This window comes from Homoserinibacter sp. YIM 151385, assembly GCF_027912415.1.
Lineage (GTDB): Bacteria > Actinomycetota > Actinomycetes > Actinomycetales > Microbacteriaceae > Schumannella.
This window is the reverse complement of the sequence record NZ_CP115175.1, coordinates 1,504,467-1,530,906: the sequence shown is the minus strand read 5'-3', so window position 1 is coordinate 1,530,906 and position 26,440 is coordinate 1,504,467. Positions and strand designations below refer to the sequence as shown.

Below are 26,440 nucleotides of genomic sequence, written 5' to 3'. Positions count from 1 at the left end.
AAAGTCACGAGACGGTAACTTCCACCCCCTTTCGGGGGCCGATTCTGGTCTATGTTGATCTCGGCGGACCCGACGCCGATCCGAGTCACCTTTCACGAGAAGGACGCATCTGTGAGATCAACCGGGGCCCGCAGGGGCCGAATCCGCATCACCGCCGCACTGCCGGCGGGCCTCGCGACGAGCGCCGCGCTGGCACTCGTCGCGGGCGGCCTCGCCGCCGCGGCCCCCGCGGCGGCCGTGCCCGCCTCCCCGCTCGCGCCGCTGACGAACGCGACGAGCTTCGAGGACGGCCGCTACATCGTCAGCCTCGCGGACGCGCCGCTCGCCGCCTACGACGGCGGCATCGAGGGCTACCGGGCGACGACGCCCGACGCCGGCGAGCAGCTCGACACGCGGCAGGCGCCCGTGCAGAAGTACCAGACCTACCTCCAGGAGCAGCAGGAGGAGGTCGCGGGCGAGGTCGGTGCGGACGTCGCCTACTCGTACACCGTGACGAACAACGGCTTCGCCGCCGAGCTCACCGCCGCGCAGGCCGCGAAGCTCTCCGCCGACAAGCGCGTCACCGCGCTCGAGCTCGACGAGCTCAAGCAGGTCACGGCGGTGCCCTCGCACGAGTTCCTCGGCCTCGCGGGCACCGACGGCGTCTGGGCGACCCTCGGCGGGACGAAGAAGTCGGGCAAGGGCGTCGTGGTCGGGATCATCGACACCGGCATCGCGCCCGAGAACCCGTCCTTCGCGGGCGCGCCGCTCAAGACGAAGGCGGGCAAGGAGCCCTACCTCGCGGGTGACGTCATCACCTACCGGAAGGGCGACGGGGGCACCTTCACCGGGCTCTGCCAGCCCGGCGAGGCCGGCCAGCAGTTCACGGGCGACGAGTGCTCGACGAAGATCGTCGGCGCCCGCTACTACGTCGACGGCTTCGGCACCGACGGCCTCGGCGGCATCGACGTCGGCGAGTACATCTCGCCGCGCGACGGCGACGGCCACGGCTCGCACACCGCCTCGACCGCGGCCGGCGACTACGGCGTCGAGGCCTCGACGCTCGGCGTCGACTTCGGCAGGATCTCGGGCGTCGCGCCCGCGGCGAGGATCGCCGCCTACAAGGCGTGCTGGTCGGGGCCGGACCCCCTCGTCACGACCGACGACGGCTGCGCGACCTCCGACCTCCTCGCGGCGATCGACCAGTCGGTCGCGGACGGCGTCGACGTGATCAACTACTCGATCGGCGGCGGCTCCGCCGCGACGACCGTGTCGGCGACCGACATCTCCTTCCTCAACGCGGCGAAGGCGGGCGTCTTCGTCGCCGCCTCCGCCGGCAACGACGGCCCGGACCCGTCGACGCTCGACAACGCCTCGCCGTGGATCACCACGGTCGCGGCCTCCACGATCCCGAGCTACGAGGCGACCGCCGAGTTCGAGGGCGGCGAAGCCTACGCCGGCGCGTCGATCAGCGTGCAGGAGGAGCTCACCGCACCCGTCGTCTTCGCGGGCGACGTCGGGCTCGCCGGCCAGGAGTCGGCGAACCTCTGCCTGCTCGACTCGCTCGACCCCGCGAAGGTCGAGGGGAAGATCGTGGTCTGCGAGCGCGGCGAGAACGCGCGCGTCGAGAAGTCGCAGGCGGTCGAGGAGGCCGGCGGCGTCGGCGCGATCATCGTCAACGTCGTGACCGGCTCGATCGACCTCGACGGCCACACCATCCCGACCGTCCACCTCGACGCGGATGTGCACGACGAGGTCGTCGCCGCCGCGCAGCAGGAGGGCGCGACGGTGACGCTCAAGCCCGGCAACGAGACCGGCATCACGCCCCCGACGCCGCAGATCGCCGGCTTCAGCTCGCGCGGCCCGGTCGAGGCCGACGGCAGCGACGTGCTCAAGCCGGACGTCTCGGCGCCCGGCGTCGCGATCCTCGCCGCCACCGCCAACGCCGAGGGGGCGGACCCGACCTGGGCCTTCCTCTCCGGCACCTCGATGGCCTCCCCGCAGGTCGCCGGTCTCGGCGCACTCTACCTCGGCAAGAAGCCGAACGCGACGCCCGCCGAGGTGAAGTCGGCCCTCATGACGACGGCCTACGACACGGTGGATGCCGCGGGCGACCCCGTGAAGGACGTCTTCGCGCAGGGCGCCGGCCACGTCGACCCGACGCGCTCCTTCGCGCCGGGCCTGCTCTACCTCAACGGCGAGCAGGACTGGGACGCCTACATCAACGGCCTCGGCTACGACTGGGCGCCCGGCGTGGAGGGCATCGACGCCTCGCAGCTGAACCTCGCCTCCATCTCGGTCGGCTCGCTCACCGCACCCGAGACGGTGACCCGCGAGGTGACCGTCCAGCAGGGCGGCACCTACACGGCCTCCGTCGAGGGGCTCGCGGGGATCGACGTCGAGGTGAGCCCGGCGACGTTCACCGCCAAGAAGGGCGACAAGGTCTCCTTCGAGGTCACCTTCACCCGCACGGACGCGCCGCTCGACGAGTTCGGCTCCGGGTACCTCACCTGGACGAGCAAGAAGAACAGCGTCCGCAGCCCGCTCGCGGTGCGCCCCGTCACGATCGTCGCCCCCGACGAGGTCTCCGGGACCGGCACCACCGGCTCCGTCGACATCGAGGTGACGCCCGGCGGCGACGGCGACATCCCGCTCCAGGCGACCGGCCTCTCGAAGGGCGAGCTCGCGGCGGACGTCACGGGCGACGCCCCCGACAACTCGGGGGAGGGCGCGGCCGGCGAGGAGTTCGAGTACGAGGCGAGCGTCGCCGAGGGCGCGAGCCTCGCGCGCTTCGACCTCGACTCGATCGACGACACCGCCGACCTCGACCTCGTCGTCTACCAGCTGGATGCCGCGGGCGAGCCCGTCGCCGGCTGGCAGTCGGCGAGCGGCTCGGCCGACGAGCGCGTCGATCTCGTGGAGCCCGAGGCGGGCGACTACCTCGTCATCGTCTCCGTCTTCGCGGGCGAGACGGCCTGGGATCTCACGACGACCTCCGTCGTGCCGGGCGGTGCCGAGATCGCGCTCGAGCCGGGCACCCTCGCGGGCGTCCAGGGCGAGCCGATCGCCTACCGCGCCTCGTGGGACGGCCTCGACGAGCACGCCTCCTACCTCGGCCTCATCTCCTACGGGGACACCGGCGCGGTCACCGCGCTGAGCGTCGCCACGGGCGAGGCCGCGGAGCCGGAGGCGCCCGTGAACACGACCCCGCCGAGCATCACCGGCGAGGCCGCGGTCGGCGCGACGCTCACGGCCGACCCCGGAGCCTGGGAGGGCGAGGGCCTCGAGTACGCCTACCAGTGGAAGCTCTCCGGAGCGGACATCGAGGGCGCGACCGGCGAGACCTACCGGGTGGCGAAGACCGACCAGGGCGGCGCCATCTCGGTCGCCGTCACCGCGACGGGTGCCGCCGGCACCTCGACGACGGTCGAGTCGGAGCCCGTCACGGTGCCCTGGGCGTCGACCACGAAGCTCTCGCTCTCGCGCAACGCGGCCTTCTCGTGGCAGAAGGTCACGGCGACGGTCGCCGTCTCCAGCCCCGCCGAGACGAAGCCGACGGGCGAGGTGAGCTTCACGATCGACGGCAAGAAGGTCGCGCTGACGGCGACCCTCGACGGCGAGGGGAAGGCGAAGGTGACGCTGCCGAAGCTCTCCTCCGGCATCCACGTCATCAAGGCGGGCTACGCGGGCGACACGGACACCACCGGCTCGAGCAGCCAGAGCAAGATCCTCTGGATCGTGTTCTGATCGAGTGACATCGGGTGCGGGGCCGCTGCCGGAGGGCACGGCCCCGCACTCGTCTCCGAGGCGCGTCCGGCGCCGCACCGATGCGATGCGAGAGGTCGACGATGATCATCCCCCAGCCCGTCGAGCTGACCCGAGGCGAGGGCGCCTTCCTCCTCGATGCGGCTGCCGCGATCGACGCCGCCCCCGAGCTCGCGCGCGTCGCGCGCCGGCTCCAGGGCGAGCTCCGTGCCGGCACCGGGCTTCCGCTGCGCGAGGCGGCGGGCGGCGCGATCCGCCTCGAGCTGGACCCGGCGCTGCCCGACGAGGGCTACCGGCTCCGGGTCGGGGCCGAGGGCATCCGCATCCTCGCCGCCGATGCCGCGGGGGCCTCGCACGCGAGCCAGACCCTGCGGCAGCTGCTGCCGCCCGCGAGCTTCCGGCGGGCGCCCGTCGGCGAGCCGGTGCCGATCGAGGTGCCCGCCGTCGAGATCGTCGACGCGCCGCGCTTCCGCTGGCGCGGCATGATGCTCGACGTCGTGCGCCACTTCCTCCCCACGCGGGAGGTGCTGCGGATGCTCGATCTGCTGGCCCTCCACCGGCTCAACGTCCTCCACCTCCACCTCACCGACGACCAGGGCTGGCGGATGGAGATCCGGAAGTACCCGCGCCTCACCGAGGTCGGCGGCTGGCGGCACGAGAGCCAGGTCGGCGCGGGGGAGGAGGCGGGCTTCGACGGCCGTCCCCACGGGGGCTTCTACACGCAGGACGACCTGCGGGAGATCGTGGCCTACGCCGCCGAGCGCGGCATCACGGTCGTCCCCGAGATCGAGACGCCCGGGCACGTGCAGGCCGCGATCGCCGCCTACCCGGAGCTCGGCGTCGGCGAGGTGCCCGCCTCGGACCCGCAGGTGTGGCCGCGCTGGGGCATCAACCCCACCGTGCTCAACCTGGAGGAGTCGACGCTCGACTTCTTCCGGGACGTGTTCGACGAGGTCCTCGAGATCTTCCCGTCCGAGTACATCGGCGTCGGCGGCGACGAGTGCCCGCGCGAGCAGTGGCGCGAGGACCCCCGGACGCAGGAGCGGATGCGGGAGCTCGGCATCGAGGAGGAGGCCGGCCTCCAGGCCTGGTTCATCCGGCAGCTCGACGACCACCTCTCGGCGCGCGGTCGGCGCCTCTACGGCTGGGACGAGATCCTCGAGGGCGAGCTCGCGCCGGGCGCGACCGTCGCCTCCTGGCGGGGGATGCAGGGCGCGCTGACGGCGGCGCGCCGCGGTCACGACGTGGTCGCCTGCCCCGATCACCTCGTCTACCTCGACTACCGGCAGTCGGAGGGGGAGGACGAGCCGATCCCGGTGTCGATCCCGCTCACGCTCGACGACGTCTACGGCTTCGAGCCGGTGCCGTTGGAGCTCTCGGAGGAGGAGGCCGCGCACGTCATCGGCGGGCAGGCGAACGTGTGGTCGGAGCACATGGACTCTCCGCGGACGGTCGACTTCTTCGTCTTCCCGCGGCTGCTCGCCGTCGCCGAGGCGCTGTGGTCGCCGGTCGCGCGGCGCGATCTCGCCGACTTCCGGGCGCGGCTCCCGCGGCACCTCGAGATCCTCGACGCCCTCGGGGTCGAGTACCGCCACGAGGACGGCCCGCGACCCTGGCAGCGCCGCCCCGGCATCCCGGGCCGCCCCTCGACGCGCGAGGCCCGCGAGGCGGCGATCGCCGCCCTCGTCGCCGACATCGCCGACTGACCCCGCACGCGGGGTGGGTTTCTCCGCATTCGCCGCGCGGATCCGCGCGGCGAATGCGGAGAAACCCACCCCGAGGTGGGGTGAGCCGGAGGGGGTGGTGCGCTCAGGAGGGGCTTGCCAGGTGTTTGTTTGTATGGTTTCCTAACAAACATGTCGACGGCAGACACGCGCACCCCCGGCGGCGTCCCCGCGGGGCCCGGTCTCGTGCCGGGCCGTGCGCTCCGGACGCGCACCAAGGTCCTGCCCGAGCACGCCCGCGGCCACAACCGCTCCCTCGTCCTCCAGACGCTCTACCGCGAGGGACCGCGCAGTCGCGCCGACCTCGCCCGCGAGACCGGCCTCACGCGCGTCACCGTCTCCGACCTCGTCGCCGAGCTGATGGGCGAGGGACTCATCGTCGACATCGGCCCCCGCGGCGGCACCCGCCCCGGCAAGCCGGCGACGCTCCTCGACATCCACCGCGAGGCGTACCAGATCATCGGCATCGACCTCAGCGAGCACCACGCCTTCCGGGGCGCCCTCCTCGACCTCGACGGCGAGATCCTGAAGCGCGCCGAGCGCCCCCTCGACGGCGCCACGGGGGAGGCGGCGCTCGAGAAGGTCCTCGAGATCACCGAGGAGCTGATCGCGCTCGCCACCGCGCCCGTCCTCGGGATCGGCATCGGCAGCCCCGGCATCGTCGACCTCGCCGGCATCGTCCAGAGCGCGCCCAACCTCGGGTGGACCGGTCTCGAGGTGCAGCGGCGCGTGGCCGAGCGGGCCGGCATCCCCGTCGTCGTCGCGAACGACGCCAACGTCGCCGCACTCGCCGAGCACGGCTTCGGCGGCGCCCTCGGCGACATGATGCTCGTCAAGATCGGGCACGGCGTCGGCGCCGGGATGCTGCTCGGCGGCACCCCGCTGTTCGGCAGCCGCTTCGCCTCCGGCGAGATCGGCCACGTCGTCGTCGGCACCGACGGCGGCGCCGAGTGCGTCTGCGGCAAGCACGGCTGCCTCGAGACCTGGCTCGCCGCCCCGCGCCTCGCCGCCGCGCTCGAGGACGCGGCCGACGACGCCGCGCGCGACGACATCCTCCGCCAGGCGGGCCGCCGCCTCGGCATCGCCCTCGCGCCCATCGTCGGCGCCCTGGACCTCGCTGAGATCGTCCTCAGCGGTCCCGAAGCACTTCTCGACGGCAGCCTCGCCGAGGCCACCCTCGAGACGCTCCGCGAGCGCACCATGGCCGAGTTCCACGGCCATGTCGCCTTGCGGATGACCGAGCTCGGCACGGACATCGTCATGCGCGGCGCCGCCGTCATGGTCCTGTCGGGACGGCTCGGGGTCTCCTGAGATCCCTGCACCACAGAGAGCGCGTCGGCACACCCGGCCGGCGTCATCGCCCTAGGAAAGGAAGCAATGCGATGAAGAAGATCGGCATCGTCGCCATCACCGCGACCGCAGCGCTCGCGCTGGCCGGCTGCAGCGCCGACGGAGGCGGGGGAGGCGGCGGGGAGACCGGCGACATCCGCGTCTGGATCAACGGCACGGACACCCCGGCGGACGCGCGCGACTACCTCAAGGAGACCTTCGAGGAGGAGAACCCGGGCTCGACCCTCACCATCGAGGAGCAGGCCTGGACGGGCCTCGTCGACAAGCTCAACACGGCCCTCCCGTCCTCCGACAGCCCCGACGTCATCGAGATCGGCAACACCCAGGCCCCCGCCTTCACCTCGGTGGGCGCCTTCCTCGACCTCAGCGACAAGTACGAGGAGCTGGGCGGCGACGACCTCCTCCCGGGCTTCGTCGAGTCGGGCACCTTCGAGGACGCCTTCTACGCGGCCCCGTACTACTCGGGCTCGCGCATCGTCTTCTACCGCACCGACATGTTCGAGAAGTCGGGCGTCGAGGTGCCGACCACGCTCGAGGAGTACGTCGCGGCCGGCAAGCAGCTCGCCGCCGACAACGACGGCGTCTCCGGCATCTACATGCCCGGCAAGGACCAGTACAACGTCCTTCCGTACATCTGGGAGAACGGCGGCGAGATCGCGGTGCAGGCCGACGACGGCACCTGGGACGCGCAGTTCTCGAGCCCCGAGTCGGTCAAGGGCCTCGAGATGTTCAAGGACGTCTCCGACAACGCCTCCCTCGCGCCGAAGGACGGCGACGGCACGAACCCGCAGGTCCCCTTCTGCGCGGACGAGGTCGCGATCCTCTCGGCCGCGAACTGGGTCCAGGGCTCGATCCTCGCCCCCGAGGACGCGGAGGCCCCGGGCTGCCCCGACATGGAGGCGAACCTCGGCGTCATGGCCCTCCCCGGGCTCGACGGCGGCGCCGCGCAGGTGTTCGCGGGCGGCTCCAACATCGCCATCTCGGCGAAGTCGAAGAACCAGGACCTCGCGTACAAGGCGCTCCAGATCATGCTGAGCGACGAGTACCAGACGATCCTCGGCGAGAACGGCCTCGTGCCGGCGAAGACCTCGCTCGCCTCGACCCTCGGCGACTCGCCGGCGGCGCAGGCCAGCGCGGAGGCCGCCGCGACCGCGAAGCTCACGCCGGCCTCCCCGAAGTGGGCGGACGTCGAGGCCTCGCAGGTCATGCTCGACTTCTTCGCGTCGATCGCGCAGGGCGGCGACGTCCAGTCGCTCGCCGAGAAGGCGGACAGCGACATCGAGGCCATCCTCAACGGCTGATCATCGAGGCGGCCGGACGCGAGTCCGGCCGTCGGGTCGGCCCGGAACGCACTCCGGGCCGACCCGCACTCCGGGGCGGGCGGCGGTTCCGCGCCGCCCGATCCCGGCCGAGTGTCATCGCCCTAGGAAGGCAGAGGACACCTCCAGAGTAGTAGGGAGCACTCTCCTCATGACCGTCGCCCAGCAGGCCGCCCCCGCCGCGGGCCTCGACCGGGTCGGCGAGGCCCAGGCCCCCGCCCCGGGTCCCGCCCGGACGCCGCGCCGCCGCATCCAGCTCGGCCCCGCGCTCCTCCTCCTCCCCTCCGTCGCGCTGCTCGCCGTGATCATCGGCTGGCCGCTCATCCAGCTCTTCGTGATGTCCTTCCAGGAGTACGGCCGAGCCCAGGTCTTCGGCGCGCCGCCGGAGTTCGTCGGCTTCCAGAACTACGCCGACATCCTGAGCGACCAGAACTTCTGGGCGGTGCTCGGGCGCAGCGTCGTGTTCTGCATCGTCAACGTCGTCCTCACGATCGTCCTCGGCACCTCCATCGCGCTCCTCATGCAGCGGCTCGGCCGCGGCCTGCGCATCCTCGTCTCGGTCGGGCTCCTGTTCGCCTGGGCGATGCCCGCGCTCAGCGCGACGATCGTCTGGGGGTGGCTCTTCGACACCCAGTACGGCGTCATCAACTACGTGCTGAGCCAGCTGCCCGGTGTCGACCTCATCGGCCACTCCTGGCTCGCGAACCCGGTGAGCTTCATGGCGGTCGCGACCGTCATCGTCACCTGGGGCGCGATCCCCTTCGTCGCCTTCACGATCTTCGCGGGGCTCACGCAGGTTCCGGACGAGGTCCTGGAGGCCGCCCAGCTCGACGGGACGACCGGCTTCCAGCGCTTCCGCATGATCACGGCGCCCTACATCCGCTCGGTGTTCCTCGTCGTCATCATCCTGTCGGTCATCTGGGACATGCGCGTCTTCACCCAGATCTACGCGCTGCAGAAGATCGGCGGCCGCGCGAACGAGACCTCCACGGTGGGCGTCTACATCTACTCCGAGGCGCTCGGCGGCGGCAACTACGGCACGGCCGGCGCGATCGCCGTGATCCTCGTGCTCCTGCTCATGGGCGTCGCCTACGCCTACATCCGCAACAGCCTGAAGGAGGAGGAGAAGTGAGCGTCACCGCCACCCTCATCCCCGAGACCGCCGACGGCCGCCGCGTCCGCGCGCCCCGCGCGCCCAAGCGCTCCGTCTCGCCGCGGAAGCGGGTCGTGAACGCACTGCTCGCCGCCGCCGCGATCGTAGTGTTCGTGATGTCGATCATCCCCGTGTACTGGATGATCAACACCTCGTTCCTGCCGAACAACCTCGTCCGCGGGCCGGTGCCCCGGTTCTTCCCCGTCGAGCCGACGCTGCGCAACTACGAGACGGTCATGTTCGGGGATGCGCGCTCCAGCTTCTTCACCGCGCTCGGCAACTCGCTCGGCGTCACCGCGATCACGATCGTCGTGGCGCTCGTCTTCGCCTTCCTCGCCTCGATCGCGCTCGCGCGCTTCCGCTTCCGGGGGCGATTCACCTTCATCATCGCGGTGCTCATCGTGCAGATGATCCCCGCCGAGGCGATGATCGTCTCCACCTTCCGACTGCTCGAGGGCTGGCAGCTGCTCAACTCGATCATCGGCCTCAGCATCGTGTACATCGCCGGGGTCCTCCCCTTCACGATCTGGACGCTCCGCGGCTTCGTCAACGGCGTCCCGATCGAGCTCGAGGAGGCGGCGATGATCGACGGGTGCTCGCGGACGGGCGCCTTCTGGCGCATCACGTTCCCGCTGCTCGCACCCGGACTCGTCGCGACGGGCGTGTTCGCCTTCATCCACGCCTGGAACGAGTTCGTGTTCGCGCTCGTCGCGATGTCCAACGCCTCGGCGCACACCCTCCCGATCTGGCTGCAGAGCTTCCAGCAGGTCAACACGACGACGAACTGGGCAGCCATCATGGCGGCCTCCACGCTCATCGCGGTGCCGGTGGTCGGGTTCTTCCTCGTCGTGCAGGGGCGCATGGCGAACGGCATGGTGTCGGGGGCGGTCAAGGGATGAATGGCCGGCTTGGCAACGGCGCGCGACGGGGCGTGCCGACGGACAACGGCGCGCGACGGGGCGTGCCGACGGACAACGGCGCGCGCCCGGCGCTCGCGGTGCTCCTCCCGGGCTTCTCCGGCACCGAGCTGCCCGACTGGCTCGAGGCGCTGCTGCGCCGGGGACTCGGCGGGGTGTGCCTCTTCGGCGAGAACATCGTCGACGCCGCGCAGGTGCGCCGGCTCACCGACGCGATCCGCGCCGCGAACCCGCACGCGCTCATCGCGATCGACGAGGAGGGCGGGGATGTGACGCGACGCCATGCGGCGACGGGCTCGCCCTACCCGGGCAACGCGATCCTCGGCCGGATCGACGATCTCGAGCTCACCGCCGAGGTGGGCCGCTCGGTCGCGCGCGAGCTCGCGGCGCTCGGCGTGAACCTCAACCTCGCGCCCGACGCGGACGTGAACTCCGACCCCGACAACCCGGTCATCGGGGTGCGCAGCTTCGGCGACGAGCCGGAGCTCGTCGCCCGCCACACCGCCGCCTGGGTGGCCGCGCACGAGCGGGAGGGCGTCGCCGTCTCGGCGAAGCACTTCCCCGGGCACGGCGACACCGCGCTCGACTCGCACCTCGCGCTGCCCGTCGTCGACGTGACGCCCGAGGTGCTCCGCGCCCGCGACCTGCCGCCCTTCCGCTCGGCGATCGCGGCCGGCGCCCGCACCGTCATGAGCTCGCACATCCTCCTGCCGCAGCTCGACGCCGAGCGGCCGGCGACGTTCTCGGCTCGGATCCTCGGCGGGCTCCTCCGCGAGGAGCTCGGGTTCCAGGGCGTCATCGTCACCGACGCGCTCGACATGGCGGGCGCGTCGGGCGAGCGCGGCATCCCGCGCGCCGCCGTCGACGCGCTCGCGGCCGGCTGCGACCTGCTCTGCATCGGCACGCGCAACACCGGGCCGCAGCTCGAGGACATCGCGGACGGCATCGAGCGCGCGATCGCCGAGGGCCGCCTCGACGAGGCGCGGCTGGGGGATGCGGTGGCCCGGAACCGGCGCCTCGCCGAGTCGCTCGCGGGCACCGTGCCGCGCGAGCTCGACGCCGAGGCTCCCGAGCCGCGCTTCGACGAGGCGCGCATCGCCGCCGCCTTCGACGTCCGGCCGGGCGTCGACCCGGCCGCGCTGCCCGCGGACGCGGTCGTCGTCGCGATCGAGACCGCCGCCAACATCGCCGTCGGCTCGGCGCCCTGGGGGCTCGCCGCGACCGGCCACCCGGTCGTGGAGGTCCGCGAGGGCGACGCGCTCCCCGAGGGCTCGGGGCCGCTCCTCGTGACCGGCAAGGCCCATCACCGGCACCCCTGGGTCTGCGAGCTGATCGCCCTGGCGCGGCAGCGGCATCCCGGCACGCTCGTCGTCGACCTGGGCTGGCCGTCGCCGGACCGCGAGTTCGCGGACGTCGCGACCTTCGGGGCCTCGCGGGTCGCCGCCTCGGCGCTCGCGGGGATGCTCGGGCTCGGCGCCGGCGCCGGCGTCGGCGCCGGCGTCGCGGCGGATGCGGGGGCGCGGCCATGAGGGTCGGCATCGACATCGGCGGCACGAAGACGGACGCGGTCGCGATCGGCGAGGACGGCGCGCTCGCACACGAGGTCCGCCTGCCCACCGGCTTCGGCGCGGACGCCGTGCTCGAGACCGCCGTCGAGGCGGTCGACCGGCTCGCCGCCCTCGCCGGCGCTGGCGCCGCGCGCTTCGACTCCATCGGGATCGGCATCCCGGGTGCCGTCGACAGCGACTCGGGGCGCGTGCAGCACGCCGTGAACCTCGGCCTCGAGGGGCTCGAGCTCGGCTCCCGCCTCGAGGGGCGGCTCGGCCGCCGCGTGCGCGTCGAGAACGACGTCAACGCCGCGGCGCTCGGCGCGTTCCACCTCCTCGACCGGGGGCCGACGCACTCCATGGCCTACCTCAACCTCGGCACCGGCCTCGCGGCAGGCCTCGTGCTCGAGGGCCGCCTGTGGCGCGGCTCGCGCGGCGTCGCCGGCGAGATCGGGCACATCCCGGTCGACCCGGCCGGCCCCGTCTGCCCGTGCGGGCAGCGCGGCTGCCTCGAGCTCATGGCCTCCGGCTCGGGCATCGCCCGGCAGTGGCCGAGCGACGAGCCGCGGCCCGTCGTCGCGCTCTACCGCGCCGCCGAGCAGGGGGATGCGGCGGCGGCCGAGGTGCGCGACCGGCTCGCCGCGAACGTCGCGGCGGCCGTGCGACTGCTCGTGCTCACGGTCGACGTCGACCGGGTCGTGATCGGCGGCGGGCTCACCTCGCTCGGCGACGCGCTCCTCGGCGACGTCCGCCGGGTCCTCGAGGGCTGGGCGGCCGACTCCGCCTTCCTCCGCATGCTCGAGCTGCCCGGCCGGGTGCAGCTCGTGCCCGCCGGCTTCCCGGCCGCGGCCGTCGGCGCCGCGCTCGTGGGGGTGAGCTGATGGCCGAGGTCGTCATCGTCCGGGACGCGGAGGAGGGCGGCGCGCTCGCCGCCTCCCTCATCGCCTCCCTCGTCCGGCGCAAGCCGGAGGCGGTCCTCGGGCTCGCCACCGGATCCACGCCCCTCACGACCTGGCGCTCGCTCGCGGGCGCCGGGCTCGACCTCTCGCGGGTCTCGGGCTTCGCGCTCGACGAGTACCTCGGGCTGCCGGACGGCCACCCCGAGTCGTATCAGGCGGTCGTCGTGCGCGAGATCGTCGAGGTGCTCGGCCTCGACCCGGCCCGCGTGCGCGTGCCCGGCGACGACGGGGGGCCGCTCGAGGAAGCGGGGGTGCGCTACGAGGCCGCCATCCGCGAGGCCGGCGGCATCGACCTCCAGGTGCTCGGCATCGGGCGCACCGCCCACATCGGCTTCAACGAGCCGGGCTCCTCGCTCGCCTCCCGCACCCGCATCAAGACGCTCGCCGAGCAGACGCGCCTCGACAACGCGCGCTTCTTCGACTCCGTCGACGAGGTGCCGAGGCACTGCCTCACGCAGGGGCTCGGGACGATCCTCGACGCCCGGCACGCCGTCCTCCTCGCCTGGGGCGAGGCGAAGGCGGAGGCGGTCGCGGCCGCGCTCGAGGGTCCCGTCACGGCATCCGTGCCCGGCTCCGCGCTGCAGCTGCACCCCGAGGTCACCGCGATCGTCGACGAGGCCGCGGCCTCGCGGCTCGCGAACGCCGCCTACTACCGCTTCGCGTGGGAGCACCGCGATGCCGTCGGGGGCTGAGCGCGAGCTGCCCCCGACCGAGCGCCGGCTCGACGCCAGCCGCGGGCTCGACGAGCTGGATGCGGCCGGCATCCTCGCGCTGATCGGCGCCGAGGACCGGGTCGCGCTCGCCGCCGTCGAGGCCGTCCGCGACGAGCTCGCGGCGCTCGTCGAGGAGGCGGCGCTCCGGGTGCGCGCGGGCGGCGGCGTCCACTACGTCGGCGCCGGGACCTCCGGGCGGCTCGCGGCTCTCGACGCCGCCGAGCTGCGGCCCACCTACTCGCTCGAGGAGGGCATCGTGACCGCCCACCTCGCGGGCGGCGAGCACGCGATCCTGCGGGCCGTCGAAGGGGCCGAGGACGACGCCGAGGCGGGCGCCGCGCTCATCGGCACGGCGAGGATCGGCGCGGGCGACGTCGTCGTCGGGATCGCCGCGTCCGGCCGCACGCCCTACGTCGGCGGGGCGCTGCGGGCGGCTCGGGCGGCCGGCGCGCTCGCGGTGCTCGTCTCGAACGACCCGGCGGCTCCGCTCGCGGCGGAGGCCGACCGGCACGTGCTCCTCGACACCGGGCCCGAGGTCGTCACCGGCTCCACCCGCATGAAGGCCGGCACGGCGCAGAAGGTGCTGCTGGGCGCCTTCTCGACGGCGCTCATGGTCCGGCTCGGGCGGGTCCACTCGAACCTCATGGTCGCGGTCGACGCGAGCAACGACAAGCTGCGGGCGCGGAGCCTGCGCATCCTCCGCGAGGCGACCGGCCTCGGGGCGGCGGCGGCCGCATCCGCGCTCGAGGACGCCTCGGGCGAGCTGCGGGTCGCGATCGTCGCGACGCTCGCGGAGGTGCCGGCGGGGACCGCACGCGGCGCGCTCGCCGGCGCGCGCGGCTCGGTGCGCGAGGCGATGAGGACGCTGGCCGACGCGGAGGGGGACGCGACGACATGACGGACCAGGTGCTGGGGATCGACCTCGGCGGCTCGGGGAGCCGCGCCGCCGTGCGCGCGATCGACGACGCCGCGCCGCGCGAGGTGCTGCGGGGGCGCGGGCTCGCGCTCGCGCCGGACGGCTCGGGTGCGGCGGCGGCCGCGGTCGTCGAGGAGCTGCTCGAGGATGCGACCGCCGCCTGGGAGCTGCGCACCGCGCCGCCGCTCGCCGTCGCGCTCGGCGTCGCGGGGCTCGCCTCCGTCGTCCGCGACCCGCTGCTGCTGCGGCGGATCGTGCGGGCACGGGTCGGCGCGGTGCCGGTCGTGCTCGTCGCCGACGGCATCGCCGCGCATGTCGGCGCCCTCGGCGGCGACTCGGGGGCGATCGTCGCCGCCGGCACCGGTGCGATCGGCATCGGGCTCGACGCCGAGGGCGGCTGGCATCGCGTCGACGGCTGGGGGCAGCTCCTCGGCGACGAGGGCGGGGCCGCCTGGATCGGCCGCCGCGGCATCCAGGCCGCGCTCCGCGCGCACGACGGACGGGATGCCGCCGGCAGCGGCGCGCGCCTCCTCGGCCGCGCGATCGACCGCTACGGCGACCCCGCCGGGTGGCCGGCCGAGATCGCCGCGCCCGAGGACCGGGCGCGCCGGCTCGCCGCCTTCGCGCCCGAGGTCGCCGCCTGCGCCGCCGAGGACGACCCGCTCGCGTACCGCATCCTCCACGATGCGGGGGAGCTGCTCGCGCGGACCGCGACGACCGCGCTGCTGGCGCCCCACATCCCGCGCGTCGCCTCCTGGGCGGGCGGGGTGTTCCAGAGCGACGTGGTGCTCGACGTCTTCGAGTCCGCGCTGGACCGGCATGCGGTCACCGTGCGGGTGCCGGAGGGCGACCCGCTCGACGGCGCGCTGCGCCTCGCGGCCGACGCGGCGGGGCCGGGCCGCATCCCGCTGCCGCCGGCGCCGCTCGCGGCGTAGCCGCCCGGCCCGCCTCGACGAGCGAGGGCGGCCGGTGTCAGCCGACCGGCCTGCAGTCGGTGTCGTAGGTCTCGACCGCGGTGGTCATGGAGGCGACGTAGGCGCTCGCGGCGGCGCTCGCGTCGCCCTGCTCGATCGCGTCGGCGAGGGTGCGGGCGTCCGCGGTCGCGGTGTCGAAGGCGGCCCTGCTGCCCTCGGGCGCGGCACCCGTGAGGGCGTCGAGGCCATCGGCGCGCTCGCGCAGCAGCGCGGCATCGTCGGCGGGCTCGCCCGCCGCGCCGCCGACCGCGTAGGCGGCGGCGAGCTGCACGGGCTCCGAGATGAGCTCCTGCCCGCCGTTCGCGACGTCCGCGCAGAACTTCGCGCTGAGGGCCTGCTGCTGGGCCGCCGTGAAGAGCGGCACGATGACGAGGATCGCGATCACGGCCTGGATGATCATGACGAGCACGGCGATGGCGATGCCGATGACGGCGAGCAGACGCGGTGTGCCGCCCACGGCCTTCGCGCGCACGAGCGCGACGATCGAGACGATCAGGCCGATGAGCGGCAGGAGCACCGCGAGCACGATCCCCGCGATCGAGAGGCCGGAGCCGACCGGCGGCGCGGCAGGCACCGGTGCGGTCGTCGCGCCGGGTGCGGCGGGGTCGGTCACGGGCGGCGTCGGCTCGGGCGTCGTCATGCCCTCATCCTCGCGCGGGTCATCGGCGCGGTCGAGTCCCCGCTCGGGGGTGCCGCGGCCCGCCAGTCACAGCCCGCCCGTCACGGCTCGCGGCTCAGACCAGCCGGGCGCCCGCGCCCCACGAGGCCTCGACGCGCCAGTCCGCGTCGAGCAGCACGGCATCCGCCGCATAGCCCTCCTCGATGAGCCCGAGGCGGTCGCCGAGGCCGAGGGCGGCCGCGGGGACGGCGGTGAGCGCGGCCACCGCGTCGACCGGATCGAGGCGGAGGCGGCCGACCGCGAGGCGGAGCGCCGCATCCTGCGTGAGCGTCGAGCCGGCGATGGTCGTGGTGCCCGAGAGCAGGGCGAGTCCCTCGCGGACGGTCACGTGCAGCGAGCCGAGCGTGTAGTCGCCGTCCTCGGCGCCGGCCGCCGCCATCGCGTCGGTGACGAGCGCGACGCGGCCGGGCGCCGCATCCAGCACGATCCGCGCGACGTCCGGGTGCACGTGCTGTCCGTCGAGGATGAGCTCGATCGTGACGCGCTCGTCGGCGATCGCGGCCGCCACCGGGCCCGGTGCGCGGTGGTGGATGCCGTTCATCGCGTTGAAGGCATGCGTGAGCAGGGTGGCGCCGGCATCGAATGCCGTACGCGTCATGTCGGCGTCCGCGTCGGTGTGCCCGATCGCGACGGCGACCCCCGCGGCGGCGAGCTGCGCGATGGCGTCGAGGCCGCCCGGGAGCTCGGGCGCGATCGTGATCTGCCGCAGTGTGCCCTGGGCGGCATCCAGCAGCTCGTCGATCTCGGCCCCGCTCGGGCGGCGCAGGAAGGCGGGCTCGTGCGCACCCGGCTTGCCGGGTGAGAGGTAGGGGCCCTCGAGGTGCGCGCCGAGCACCAGCGGATCTCGCGCCGCGAGTGCGGCGATGCCGGCGAGCGAGTCGTGGAGGGCGGGCAGGGGGTTCGCGACGAGGCTCACGACCTGTCGCGTCGTGCCGTGCCGCCGGTGGGCCGCGAGCGCCCGCTCGAGCTCCTCGCCGCCGGCGTCGTAGCGGGCCCCGCCGCCGCCGTGGCCGTGCAGGTCGATGAAGCCGGGCACGAGGATGCGGTCCCGGGCATCCACGAGCTCGTCGGCCTCGGGGCGCGGCACGGCATCCGGACCGGAGCCGGTGCCGGTCGCCGCGATCGCGTCGCCGTCGAGCAGGACCCACGCGTCCTCGAGCACGCCGCGCGCGTCGATCCGCCGGGCGGAGTGCAGCAGCGTCGTCACCCGGCCAGGCTAGCCCGCAGCGGTCCCGCCGGTCGAGGAGCGCAGGACGGCTGAGACGGCCGACCGCGACGCCAGGCGCCGCGGCCGGCCGTCTCAGCCGTCCTGCTGCCGGCTACCCGATCGTGCCGGCGCCCTCCGCCTCGACGCGCTCGTCGTGGATGAGCTCGCCCTCGGCGTCGATCGGGGTGATCGAGACGTCGAAGGTGATGGGGGAGCCCGCCTGGTACGGGAAGTTCTCGCCGAAGGAGAAGCCCTCGCCGGCGCCGAGCGTGTAGATGTTCGACTCCTGGTAGCCGCCGGTCGCGACACCCGAGGAGAAGACGCCCTGCTTCTCGAAGAGCTCCTGGTCGACGACCGAGTCCATGCCCTGCATGTAGGGCCAGTCGTCGTAGCGCGCGTCGATGCTCACGAGGCTGGCGCTGAGGTCGATCGCCTCGCCGCCGTTCGTGATCGCGTAGTTGACGAAGACGATCTCGTCGCCCTCCGCGATGACGGGGTCGCCGTCGGGGGTCGCGAACTGCCCGGTCTTGGTGGCCTTCTCGGTACCGAGCTGGTAGGCCTCGATCGTGATGTCGCCGGCCGTGATGGTCGCGATGAGCTCGCCCTCGGTCGAGATCGGGTTGGCCCAGGCGGGCGTGCCCTCGGCCGTCGGGGCCTCGGGCGCGGTCGTCTCCTCGCTCGTGGTCTCCTCGGCCGGCGCGGCCTCGGGCTCGGCGGGCGCGGTGCAGGCGGCGAGGCCGAGGATGCCGATCGCGGCGATGGATGCGGTAGCGAGGGCGCGTGCGGGATGCAGGTGCATGGGAGCTGATCTCCAGATCGGGGAAGGTGACGAATCCACGCTAACCGACAGGTGAAGTCAGCTCGATGGGGAGCGGTCCCCTCGCTCCTCGCGCACGAGGCCCACCGCACCGGAGGCGAGCGCGAGCACCCCGAGCCCGAGCGCGACCGGCCACAGCCCGAGCGCCGCCCAGCCGGCGACCCCGGCGCCCATCACGAGCAGCTCGACCGCCGCGCGCCCCGGCCACGGGAGCGGGAACCGCGCCCGCGGCGAGCGGAACAGTCCCCACAGCACCGCCGCGGCGAGGGCCGCGAGGATGCCGCCCAGCGCGGAGAGCACGGGACCTGCCAGCGCCGCGAGCAGCGCCGCGACCCCCATCCCGACCCCGGCGAGCGCCGCGAGCTCGAGCGCGAGGCGGAGCACCTCGCCCGCCGTCACCGGCCGGCGCTCGATCCGGTAGCCGCCCGAGGGTGCGCCGCTCATCGGAAGATGATCGTCCGCACGCCGTCGAGCAGCACGCGGTCCTCGCTGAACCACTGCACCGCCTGCGTCAGCGTGCGGCTCTCCTCGTCCTGGCCGATCGAGCGCAGCTGCTCCCAGGTGCGCGTGTGATCCACCCGCACCACGTTCTGCTCGACGATCGGCCCCTCGTCGAGATCGCTCGTGACGAAGTGCGCGGTCGCCCCGATGAGCTTCACGCCGCGGGCGTGCGCCTGCTTGTACGGGTTCGCGCCCTTGAAGCCGGGCAGGAAGGAGTGGTGGATGTTGATGATCCGGCCCTCGAGGGCCTCGCAGAGCTCGGGGGAGAGGATCTGCATGTAGCGGGCGAGCACCACGAGCTCGATGTCGTGCTCCTCGACCGCCTCGAGGACGCGCCGCTCGAAGTCGGCCTTCGACGCCGCTCCCGTCACCGGCCGGTGCTCGAAGGGGATGCCGTAGAACTCGGCGAGGGAGCCGAGTTCCGGGTGGTTGCTCAGCACGAGCGGCACGTCGATGTCGAGCTGGCCGGCGCGCTGCCGGAACAGGAGGTCGTTGAGGCAGTGCGCCGCGGTCGAGGCGAGGACGAGGGTGCGCAGCGGGCGGCCGACGACGTCGAGCTGCCACGTCATCCCGTAGCGGTCGGTGACGGGGGCGAGCGCCGCCTCGAAGACCTCGCGGCCGGCCGACGACTCGACCTGCAGCCGCATGAAGAAGCGGCCCGTGTCCTCGCTCGAGAACTGCTGCGACTCGGTGATGTTGCCGCCCGCCTCGACGACGGCGCCGCTGATCGCGTGGACGATGCCGGCGCGGTCGTCGCAGACGAGCGTGAGGATCCAGTGCTCGGGCGCGGGAGTCGAGGTCACCGGGACAGCGTATCCGGGCGGGGGAGTGCGGAGCGCCGCGTCGGCGGGGGTCGCTACGCTGGTGCCGAGGCTCCGATCCGCCGCCTCCCTCGGGCCTCGAGCCGCCCGAGCCGCGTCGTCGACACCCACGAATCGCAGAGTCTGCCGCATGTCCACCGCGCCCGCGCGCCCCTTCCCGCTGTTCCGCCTCCTCGTGATCGCGGGCGCGATCTTCGCCTCGGTCACGAGCGAGTTCCTGCCGACCGGCCTCCTGCCCGACATGGCGGGCGAGCTCCGCGTCTCCGAATCGCAGATCGGGCTCCTCGTCACCGTGTTCGCGGGCACCGTCGTCCTCACGACCGCCCCGCTCGCGATGCTCACCCGACCGCTCTCGCGGAAGCGCCTCATGATCGCGACGCTGCTCGTCGTCGCGGTCGCGAACGTCGCCGCCGCCCTCGCGCCCACCTACGAGCTGCTCATGGGCGCCCGCATCCTCGGCGGGCTCGCGCACGGGCTGTTCTGGGCGGTCACCGGCCCGTACGCCTCGCGGATCGTGCCGCGCCACCAGCTCGCGCGGGCGGTCGCCGTGACGAACATCGGCGGCACCCTCGCCTTCGTGCTCGGCGTGCCGCTCGGCACCGCCCTCGGGCACGCGCTCGGCTGGCGGGCCGCCTTCGCGATCATGGGCGCCGTCGTGCTCGTGCTCATGGTGCTCGTGATGGTCGCGCTGCCCGCGGTCTCCCACCTCGTGCCGCTCGCGACCGGCGAGATCCCCACCCCCGTGCGCCGCGATCCCACCCTCCGCGCCGTGCTCGCCGTCTGCGTCACCGTGCTGCTCGTGATGATCGGCCACAACGCCTTCTACACCTACATCGCGCCCTGGATCATCGAGGTCGGCCGGATGCCGGGCGACTCGGTGAGCGTGCTCCTCTTCGTCTACGGCGGGGCCGGGGCGGTCGGCGTCCTCCTCGCCGGCATCCTGGGCGACCGCTTCCCGCGCGCCACCCCGATCGGCGCCATCGCGGGCGTCGCGGTCGCGGTCGCGGTGCTCGGCGCCGTCGCGCGCGAGCCGTGGGCGATCATCGCGATGCTCGCCGTCTGGAGCATCGCCTTCGGCGGCCTGCCCGCGATCTTCCAGACGCGCCTCCTGCACTCGGCGTCGCCGCGGCTGCGGGATGTCGCCTCCGCGTGGCTCACGACCTCGTTCAACATCGCGATCGGCGGCGGCGCGCTCATCGGCGGGATCCTGCTCGACGTCTGGGGCGTCGGCTGGCTGCCCGCCGTCATGACGGTGCTCGTCGGGGCCGGGCTCGTGTTCGCGATCGCCACGACGCCGAAGCGGGTGCCGGGGCACACCGGCATCATCCCGGTGCAGGGGTCGCGCGACTGAGACGCCGTGCCGCCAGCCCGCCCGCCCGCCCCTCGACCGGCGGCGGCCGCCTCAGGCGTCGACGACCGTGATGCTCAGCCCCGCCTCGCGCAGGCGCTCGAGCTGCTCGGGCTCGGCGCTCGAGTCGGTGACGAGGAGGTCGACCTGCTCGAGTGAGGCGACCTGCGCGAGCGCGAGGCGCCCCAGCTTCGAGCCGTCGGCGACGACGATGACGCGCTGGGCGTGCGTGACCATGGCGTTGTTGGTGCGCGCCTCCGTCTCGTCGTGGGTCGTGATCCCGGCGGGCGTGACGCCGTCGGCGCCGAGGATCGCGGTGCCGAGGTTGATGGCGTTGAAGGTGTTCTCGGCGAGGACCCCGACGAGCTCGAGCGACTCGGGGCGGAGGATCCCGCCCGTCATGATGACCTTGAGCTGCGGGTGGCTGGTGACGAGCTGCGCGATCGTGAGCGAGTTGGTGACGATCGTCAGCTCCTCGTGGTTCGCGAGGGCGCGGGCGACGCTCGCCGCGGTGGTGCCGCCGCTGAGGGCGATCGCGTAGCGCTGCCGGGGGACGATGTCGGCGACGGCCGCCGCGATGGCGCGCTTCGCATCCTGGTTGCGGGTGTCGCGGAGGCTGACCGGCAGCTCGCCGCGCGAGTCGATGAGCCGGGCACCGCCATGGGTGCGGACGAGGAGCCGCTGCTCGGCGAGGTCGGCGAGGTCGCGGCGCGCGGTCGCGGGCGAGATGCCGAGCGTGTCGGAGAGGTCCTGGAGGCTGATGCCGCCGCGCTCGGCGAGGAGGTCGAGGATCTCGATCATGCGGCGTGAGCGCTTGCCGCTCGCGGCGGGCGGCGTGCGGTCGGCGGTGATCGTCATGCGGCGGCCTCTCTGCGGCGGGCGGTGCGGTCGTGCGGGCGGTGCGGTCGTGCGGGCGGTGCGGTCGTGCGGGTGGTGCGGTCGTGCGGCCTGGGCTCGCGAAGCGCGCACTCCGATTGAGCATGTTAGCCCGATATCGCTCAGAATGTTGCGCGAAACGATCATTCGCTCAGAGGATCGGATCATGACCCGCATCGTGTTCATCGGCGCCGGCAGTGTCGTCTTCACCCGCCAGCTGCTCACCGACCTGCTGCGCTTCCCCGACCTCCCCGAGCTCGACATCGTCCTCCACGACATCGACGCCGAGCGGCTCGAGGTCGCCCGCGGCACCGCCGAGCAGGTCTCCGCGCGCCTCGGCCGCCCCGCCCGCATCCACGCCGCCCTCGACCGCCGTGCGGCCCTCGAGGGTGCCGACTTCGTCGTCAACATGGTCCAGGTGGGCGGCATCGCGGCCACCCGCATCGACCTCGAGCTGCCCGCCTCCTTCGGCCTGCGCCAGACCATCGGCGACACGACCGGCATCGGCGGCGTCTTCCGGGGGCTGCGCACGTTCCCCGTGCTGAGCGCCATCGCGCGCGACATGCGCGAGCTCTGCCCCGACGCCTGGTTCCTCAACTACACGAACCCCATGGCGATGAACATCTGGTGGATGTCGGTCGTCGCGCCCGAGATCAAGGCCGTCGGGCTCTGTCACTCCGTCTACTGGACGGTCAACGACCTCTGCGAGCTCGTCGGGGTCCCGCTCGAGGAGACCGTGTACCGCGCGGCCGGCGTCAACCACCAGGCCTGGCTGTACCAGTGGGAGCACGAGGGCGAGTCGCTCTATCCGCGCCTCCGGGAGCGCATCGAGGCCGACCCGGAGCTCCGCCGCCGGGTGCGGGTCGAGATGTTCCGCCGCATCGGGTACTACCCGACGGAGACGAGCGAGCACTCGAGCGAGTACCTGTCCTGGTTCCTCCGCGACGACGCGCAGATCGAGCGCTTCCGCCTCGAGCCGCTCGTCTACCTCGGCATCAGCGAGGACAACGTGCGCGAGTTCGAGGACGCCCGTGCGGCGCTCGCCGAGGGGCGCGAGCTCGAGCTCCACGAGGAGGGGGACGCGGCCGAGTACGCGCCCCAGATCATCCACTCCATGCTCACCGGGACGGAGCGCGAGATCCACGCGAACGTGATCAACCGGGGCCTCATCGCCAACCTCCCGGAGGGCGCCTGCGTCGAGGTGCCGGCACGCGTGACCTCGGCCGGCGTCGAGCCGATCGCGGTCGGCGACATCCCGGTGCAGGGCGCCGCCCACAACCGCACCTACCTCTCGGTCGCGGAGCTCGCGATCGAGGCCGCCCGCACGGGCGACCGCGAGCTCGTGAAGCGCGCGCTGCTCGTCGACCCGAACGCCGCCTCGACGCTCAGCCCCGAGCGCCTGTGGGAGCTCGCCGACGCGATGCTCGCGGCCCACGAGGGCGTCCTGCCGTCGACGCTCGGCGGCCGTGCGGAGCTGGTGCTGCCGTGACCCTCGCGGGCTCGGGCGAGCTCGTCGCGGAGGCGGCCTCCCGCGGCCGTGCCGTGCTCGCCTTCAACGTGATCGCGCTCGAGCACGCCGAGGCGATCGTCGAGGGGGCGTCCGCGGCGGGCGCCTCCGTGATCCTGCAGTTCAGCCAGAACGCGATCCGCTTCCACGGCGGGGATCCGCGCCCCATCCTGGCGGCATCCCGCGAGGTCGCGCTCGCCGCCGCGGTGCCGGTCGCGCTCCACCTCGACCACATCGACGACCCCGAGCTCGTCGATCTCGGCATCTCGCTCGCCGCGACCGGCGACTACGGGCTCGGCTCGATCATGGTCGACTTCGCGACGCGCCCCTACGCCGAGAACGTGGCCGCGACGGCGGGGGCCGCCGAGCGGGCCCGGGATGCCGGGCTCTGGGTCGAGGCGGAGCTCGGCGAGGTGGGCGGCAAGGACGGCGCGCACGCGCCGGGCGTCCGCACCGACCCCGGCGAGGCCGCGGCGTTCACCGCGGCGACCGGCGTCGACGCGCTCGCCGTCGCGGTCGGCTCCTCGCACGCGATGGTGTCGCGCACGGCCTCCATCGACCACGAGCTCGTCGCACGCCTCGCCGAGGCGGTGGCGGTGCCGCTCGTGCTGCACGGCTCCTCGGGCGTGCCGGAGGCGGAGCTGGCACGCGCGATCGCGGCCGGCATCCGGAAGGTCAACATCGGCACGGCGCTCAACGTCGCGGGCGCCGCCGCGACCCGCGAGGTGCTCGCCGCCCGCCCCGAGCTCGTCGACCCGCGCCCGCCGGCGCGCGCCGCCCGCGCGGCGATGGCCGAGGTCGTCGCCGCGGCCGCCCGCGCCCTGGCCTGATCCGCCGCCTGCCCGCGCCGCTCCCGCCTCCCCGCGCCGCGCCCGCCTCCCCGCGCCGCGCCCGCCTCCCCGCGCCGCCTGCCCCTGCCGCTCCCGCCTCCCCGCGCCGCTCCCGCCTCCCGTCGCGCTCGCATCCGGTGAGGGGTCCCATATGACCGGTTCCGGGCGTCTGAATCGGTCATATGGGACCCCTCACGGGCGGGCTGTGGAGGGATCGCGTCGAGCGGGAGGCAGGCTCGGCATCCTGGGCGGGTGTCGAGCGACCGAGACCTTCCGCCCGAGCTGCGGCGGCGCGGCTTCCGCATCGCGCAGGGCAGAGACGCCGGCGTCGAGCCGGCGCGGATGCGGCGCGTCGACCTCGAGCGACCTCACCACGGTCTGCGCCGGCTCGGCGCCCCGGCCGACGAGCTCGACCGCGCGCGGGATGCCCTCACCGCCTGCGCGGGAGGCGGTGTCATCTGCTTCGCGAGCGCGGCCGCGCTGTGGGGCATGCCGCTTCCCCGGCGTCTGCAGCGCGACCCCCGGGTGCATGTCGCGGTCCCGGCGCCTCGCCGTGCACCGAAGGGCCGCGGGGTCATCGGCCACAAGCTCGCGCTCCGCGAGCACGAGCGAGCATCCATCGACGGCGTCGCGCTCACGAGCCCGGAACGGACCTGGTGCGACCTCGGCGCGCAGCTCGACCTCGACGAGCTCGTCGCCGCGGGCGATCGGCTGATCCACTGGCGTCATGGCCTCAGCGGACTCGAGCGGCTCGTCGACGCATCCCGCCGATATGAGGGCCGCCGCGGCACGCGCACCGTCGCGGCGGCCCTTCCGCTCCTGCACGCCCGGAGCGACAGCCCGGCCGAGTCGGGTCTGCGCCTGCTGCTCGGACGTCTCGGCTTCGACGACTTCGCGGTCAACCACGAGATCCCGGTGCCGGGCCGGGTCGTGCCCTACCGGGTCGATCTCGCGTTCGTCCGTCATCGGCTCGCGATCGAGTATCAGGGGCCGACGCATCTCGATCCGGAGCAGCGGCGCCGAGACCTCACCCGCTTCGGGCACCTGCGGGATGTCGGGTGGGAGGCGCTGGAGGTCTTCGCGCCGGACGTCCGGGATCCCGCTCGACTCGCCGTCCGCATCCGTGCCGTCCTCGCATCCCGTCCTCGGATCGAGTGAGGGGTCCCATATGACGACTTCCGGATGCCGAGAACGGTCATATGGGACCCCTCACGAGCTCGGGGTGCGGGGTGCGGGGTGCGGGGTGCGTGCGGGTGCGGGGTGCGGGCGGGTGCGGGGCGGCGCTACCCCAGCCCGAGGATGCGGGCCGCGTTGCCGCGGTAGACGGGCTCGAGCAGCTCGGGCGGGAGGCCGAGCGCCGAGACCGACCATCGGCCCTGGGGCGGGATGTCGGCGCCGGGCGCGTAGGAGAAGGCCTCGTCGAGGGTCTCGAGGAAGCGGGCGTGGAGGCGGAACTGCTCCGCCTCGGCCGGGTAGATGTCGGTGCCGAAGAGGACCCGGTCGGGGAAGCGCTCGATGAGCGCCCGGACGCGGCGCGGCTGGCGGCCGAGCTCCGCCATCCGGCCGGCGATGTCGACGTGGTAGTTGGGGTTGGCGGCGAGCATCCGCTCGACGAGGTCCAGGTCCTCGGCCGCGCAGCCGAAGTGGGCGCCGATGAAGTCGGTGCCGGGGCAGGCGGCGACGAGGGCGGCGTGCGCCTCGAGCAGCCGCTCGAAGCTGGGGTGCACGGCGCGGTCGCCGAACCACCAGTCGCGGGCGACGAGCAGCTCGTCGAGGCGCTCGTTGCGCTCGTCGAGCGGCTCGAAGAAGGCCTTCGGGTCGGCGGTGTGGATGAGGACGGGCAGGCCGAGCTCGCCGGCATGCCCGAGCACGGCGATGACGCGCGGGTCGTCGGGGAGGACGAGCTGGCCGTCGCGGTCGCGCACGGTGAGCCCGAGCGACTTCCACACCTTGACCCCGCGGGCGCCGCGGGCCGCGCTGTCCTCGAGGGAGGCGCGCAGCGCATCCACCCCGTCGTCCTCCGCGAGCCGCGCCCAGTCGAGCTGGCAGAAGGTGAGGAAGCGGCCGGGGTGGGCGCGGTCGTAGCGCTCGACGTTCGCGGTGACCTCCTCGCCCCACATGCCGTCGAGGTTGACGATCGTCTGGATGCCGCAGTCGTCCATGTCCTTCAGGAGGGCGTCGACGTCGTCGATGATCCAGGGGGCGGTGCCCTGCTGCCAGTCGCCGCCGCTCAGCCAGCGGCCGAGGTGGTTGTGGATGTCGACCGCCGGCACGGCGGTGCGGCGCACCTCCGTCTCGGGCGGGCGCAGCTGGGCGACCGGCGTCCACTCGACGACCGGCAGATGCTGCAGCCGCGCGAAGGCGTCGGGCTGGTCGGGCTGGTCATCAGTTCGCATCGTGGAACCTCTCTGTCGCAGACGATCAACAAGAGTGAGCGTTTCGGGCAATTTTCTTGGCAAACGATCATTCTCGGATCACCATTGCACCACACCTCGCCGACGAGGGCCAGGCCCGGCCGGGACCCTCGACCAGGCGACA

Annotated in this window: 22 protein-coding genes; 15 read left to right on the top strand and 7 right to left on the bottom strand. The window is 73.8% G+C overall.

Features of this window, described 5'->3' with window-relative positions; translation table 11 throughout:
- The first annotated feature begins 111 nt into the window (after positions 1-111).
- The 11 genes from OF852_RS07445 (at position 112) to OF852_RS07395 (ending at position 15,277) form a co-directional block, all read left to right on the top strand.
- Positions 112-3,726 (top strand): S8 family serine peptidase, encoded by a 3,615-nt coding sequence (locus tag OF852_RS07445; RefSeq protein WP_271118546.1) that lies wholly within the window; start codon positions 112-114, stop codon positions 3,724-3,726.
- 101 nt (positions 3,727-3,827) lie between these two features.
- The gene (locus tag OF852_RS07440) at positions 3,828-5,450 is read left to right on the top strand and encodes a beta-N-acetylhexosaminidase (protein WP_271118545.1); all 1,623 of its coding nucleotides are present in this window, start codon (positions 3,828-3,830) and stop codon (positions 5,448-5,450) included.
- Positions 5,451-5,600: 150 nt separating this feature from the next.
- The gene (locus OF852_RS07435; RefSeq protein WP_271118544.1) at positions 5,601-6,779 is read left to right on the top strand and encodes an ROK family transcriptional regulator; all 1,179 of its coding nucleotides are present in this window, start codon (positions 5,601-5,603) and stop codon (positions 6,777-6,779) included.
- 71 nt (positions 6,780-6,850) lie between these two features.
- Positions 6,851-8,119, top strand: a complete 1,269-nt coding sequence (locus tag OF852_RS07430; protein WP_271118543.1) for an extracellular solute-binding protein — start codon at positions 6,851-6,853, stop codon at positions 8,117-8,119.
- A gap of 169 nt (positions 8,120-8,288) precedes the next feature.
- The gene (locus OF852_RS07425; protein ID WP_271118542.1) at positions 8,289-9,269 is read left to right on the top strand and encodes a carbohydrate ABC transporter permease; all 981 of its coding nucleotides are present in this window, start codon (positions 8,289-8,291) and stop codon (positions 9,267-9,269) included.
- Entirely contained in the window at positions 9,266-10,189 is a 924-nt protein-coding gene (locus OF852_RS07420; protein WP_271118541.1) for a carbohydrate ABC transporter permease, read from the top strand. The genes OF852_RS07425 and OF852_RS07420 overlap by 4 nt, the downstream gene beginning before the upstream one ends.
- A gap of 32 nt (positions 10,190-10,221) precedes the next feature.
- On the top strand, positions 10,222-11,736 hold the full coding sequence (locus OF852_RS07415; protein ID WP_271118540.1) for a glycoside hydrolase family 3 protein: 1,515 nt from the start codon (positions 10,222-10,224) through the stop codon (positions 11,734-11,736).
- Positions 11,733-12,635, top strand: a complete 903-nt coding sequence (locus OF852_RS07410) for an ROK family protein (protein ID WP_271118539.1) — start codon at positions 11,733-11,735, stop codon at positions 12,633-12,635. The genes OF852_RS07415 and OF852_RS07410 overlap by 4 nt, the downstream gene beginning before the upstream one ends.
- On the top strand, positions 12,635-13,405 hold the full coding sequence (locus tag OF852_RS07405; RefSeq protein WP_271118538.1) for a glucosamine-6-phosphate deaminase: 771 nt from the start codon (positions 12,635-12,637) through the stop codon (positions 13,403-13,405). Before OF852_RS07410 ends, OF852_RS07405 begins: the two co-directional genes overlap by 1 nt.
- The gene (locus OF852_RS07400; RefSeq protein ID WP_271118537.1) at positions 13,389-14,324 is read left to right on the top strand and encodes an N-acetylmuramic acid 6-phosphate etherase; all 936 of its coding nucleotides are present in this window, start codon (positions 13,389-13,391) and stop codon (positions 14,322-14,324) included. The genes OF852_RS07405 and OF852_RS07400 overlap by 17 nt, the downstream gene beginning before the upstream one ends.
- A complete protein-coding gene (locus tag OF852_RS07395) occupies positions 14,321-15,277 on the top strand; it encodes an N-acetylglucosamine kinase (protein WP_271118536.1) in 957 nt (318 codons plus the stop codon). The genes OF852_RS07400 and OF852_RS07395 overlap by 4 nt, the downstream gene beginning before the upstream one ends.
- 37 nt (positions 15,278-15,314) lie before the next feature.
- On the opposite strand, the gene OF852_RS07390 is transcribed toward OF852_RS07395, so the two are convergent.
- The 5 genes from OF852_RS07390 to purU form a co-directional block, all read right to left on the bottom strand.
- Positions 15,315-15,956: a hypothetical protein gene (locus OF852_RS07390; RefSeq protein WP_271118535.1), complete on the bottom strand. Its 642-nt coding sequence runs from the start codon at positions 15,954-15,956 to the stop codon at positions 15,315-15,317.
- Between the two features lie 94 nt (positions 15,957-16,050).
- Positions 16,051-17,202 carry an N-acetylglucosamine-6-phosphate deacetylase gene (gene nagA / locus OF852_RS07385; RefSeq protein ID WP_271118534.1) on the bottom strand — a complete coding sequence of 384 codons (1,152 nt, stop codon included), beginning with the start codon at positions 17,200-17,202 and terminating at the stop codon, positions 16,051-16,053.
- Between the two features lie 112 nt (positions 17,203-17,314).
- The gene (locus OF852_RS07380) at positions 17,315-18,001 is read right to left on the bottom strand and encodes a hypothetical protein (protein WP_271118533.1); all 687 of its coding nucleotides are present in this window, start codon (positions 17,999-18,001) and stop codon (positions 17,315-17,317) included.
- A gap of 57 nt (positions 18,002-18,058) precedes the next feature.
- On the bottom strand, positions 18,059-18,463 hold the full coding sequence (locus tag OF852_RS07375; protein ID WP_271118532.1) for a YrdB family protein: 405 nt from the start codon (positions 18,461-18,463) through the stop codon (positions 18,059-18,061).
- Positions 18,460-19,323, bottom strand: a complete 864-nt coding sequence (gene purU, locus OF852_RS07370; protein WP_271118531.1) for a formyltetrahydrofolate deformylase — start codon at positions 19,321-19,323, stop codon at positions 18,460-18,462. The genes OF852_RS07375 and purU overlap by 4 nt, the downstream gene beginning before the upstream one ends.
- Positions 19,324-19,471: 148 nt before the next feature.
- Here purU and OF852_RS07365 point away from each other — a divergent pair, with 148 nt between their 5' ends.
- Positions 19,472-20,692 (top strand): MFS transporter, encoded by a 1,221-nt coding sequence (locus OF852_RS07365; RefSeq protein ID WP_271118530.1) that lies wholly within the window; start codon positions 19,472-19,474, stop codon positions 20,690-20,692.
- 51 nt (positions 20,693-20,743) lie between these two features.
- Here OF852_RS07365 and OF852_RS07360 read toward each other — a convergent pair whose 3' ends face one another.
- Complete coding sequence (locus tag OF852_RS07360) at positions 20,744-21,547, bottom strand: DeoR/GlpR family DNA-binding transcription regulator (RefSeq protein WP_271118529.1); 804 nt, start codon at positions 21,545-21,547, stop codon at positions 20,744-20,746.
- Positions 21,548-21,731: 184 nt separating this feature from the next.
- On the opposite strand from OF852_RS07360, the gene melA reads away from it, so the two are divergent.
- The 3 genes from melA (at position 21,732) to OF852_RS07345 (ending at position 25,060) form a co-directional block, all read left to right on the top strand.
- Entirely contained in the window at positions 21,732-23,054 is a 1,323-nt protein-coding gene (melA, locus tag OF852_RS07355) for an alpha-galactosidase (protein WP_271118528.1), read from the top strand.
- Positions 23,051-23,902, top strand: coding sequence for a class II fructose-bisphosphate aldolase (locus OF852_RS07350; protein ID WP_271118527.1), 852 nt, complete (start codon positions 23,051-23,053; stop codon positions 23,900-23,902). The genes melA and OF852_RS07350 overlap by 4 nt, the downstream gene beginning before the upstream one ends.
- A 252-nt stretch (positions 23,903-24,154) precedes the next feature.
- Positions 24,155-25,060, top strand: coding sequence for a hypothetical protein (locus OF852_RS07345; RefSeq protein ID WP_271118526.1), 906 nt, complete (start codon positions 24,155-24,157; stop codon positions 25,058-25,060).
- 125 nt (positions 25,061-25,185) lie between these two features.
- Here OF852_RS07345 and OF852_RS07340 read toward each other — a convergent pair whose 3' ends face one another.
- Positions 25,186-26,298, bottom strand: coding sequence for an amidohydrolase family protein (locus tag OF852_RS07340; RefSeq protein WP_271118525.1), 1,113 nt, complete (start codon positions 26,296-26,298; stop codon positions 25,186-25,188).
- Positions 26,299-26,440 lie beyond the last annotated feature (142 nt).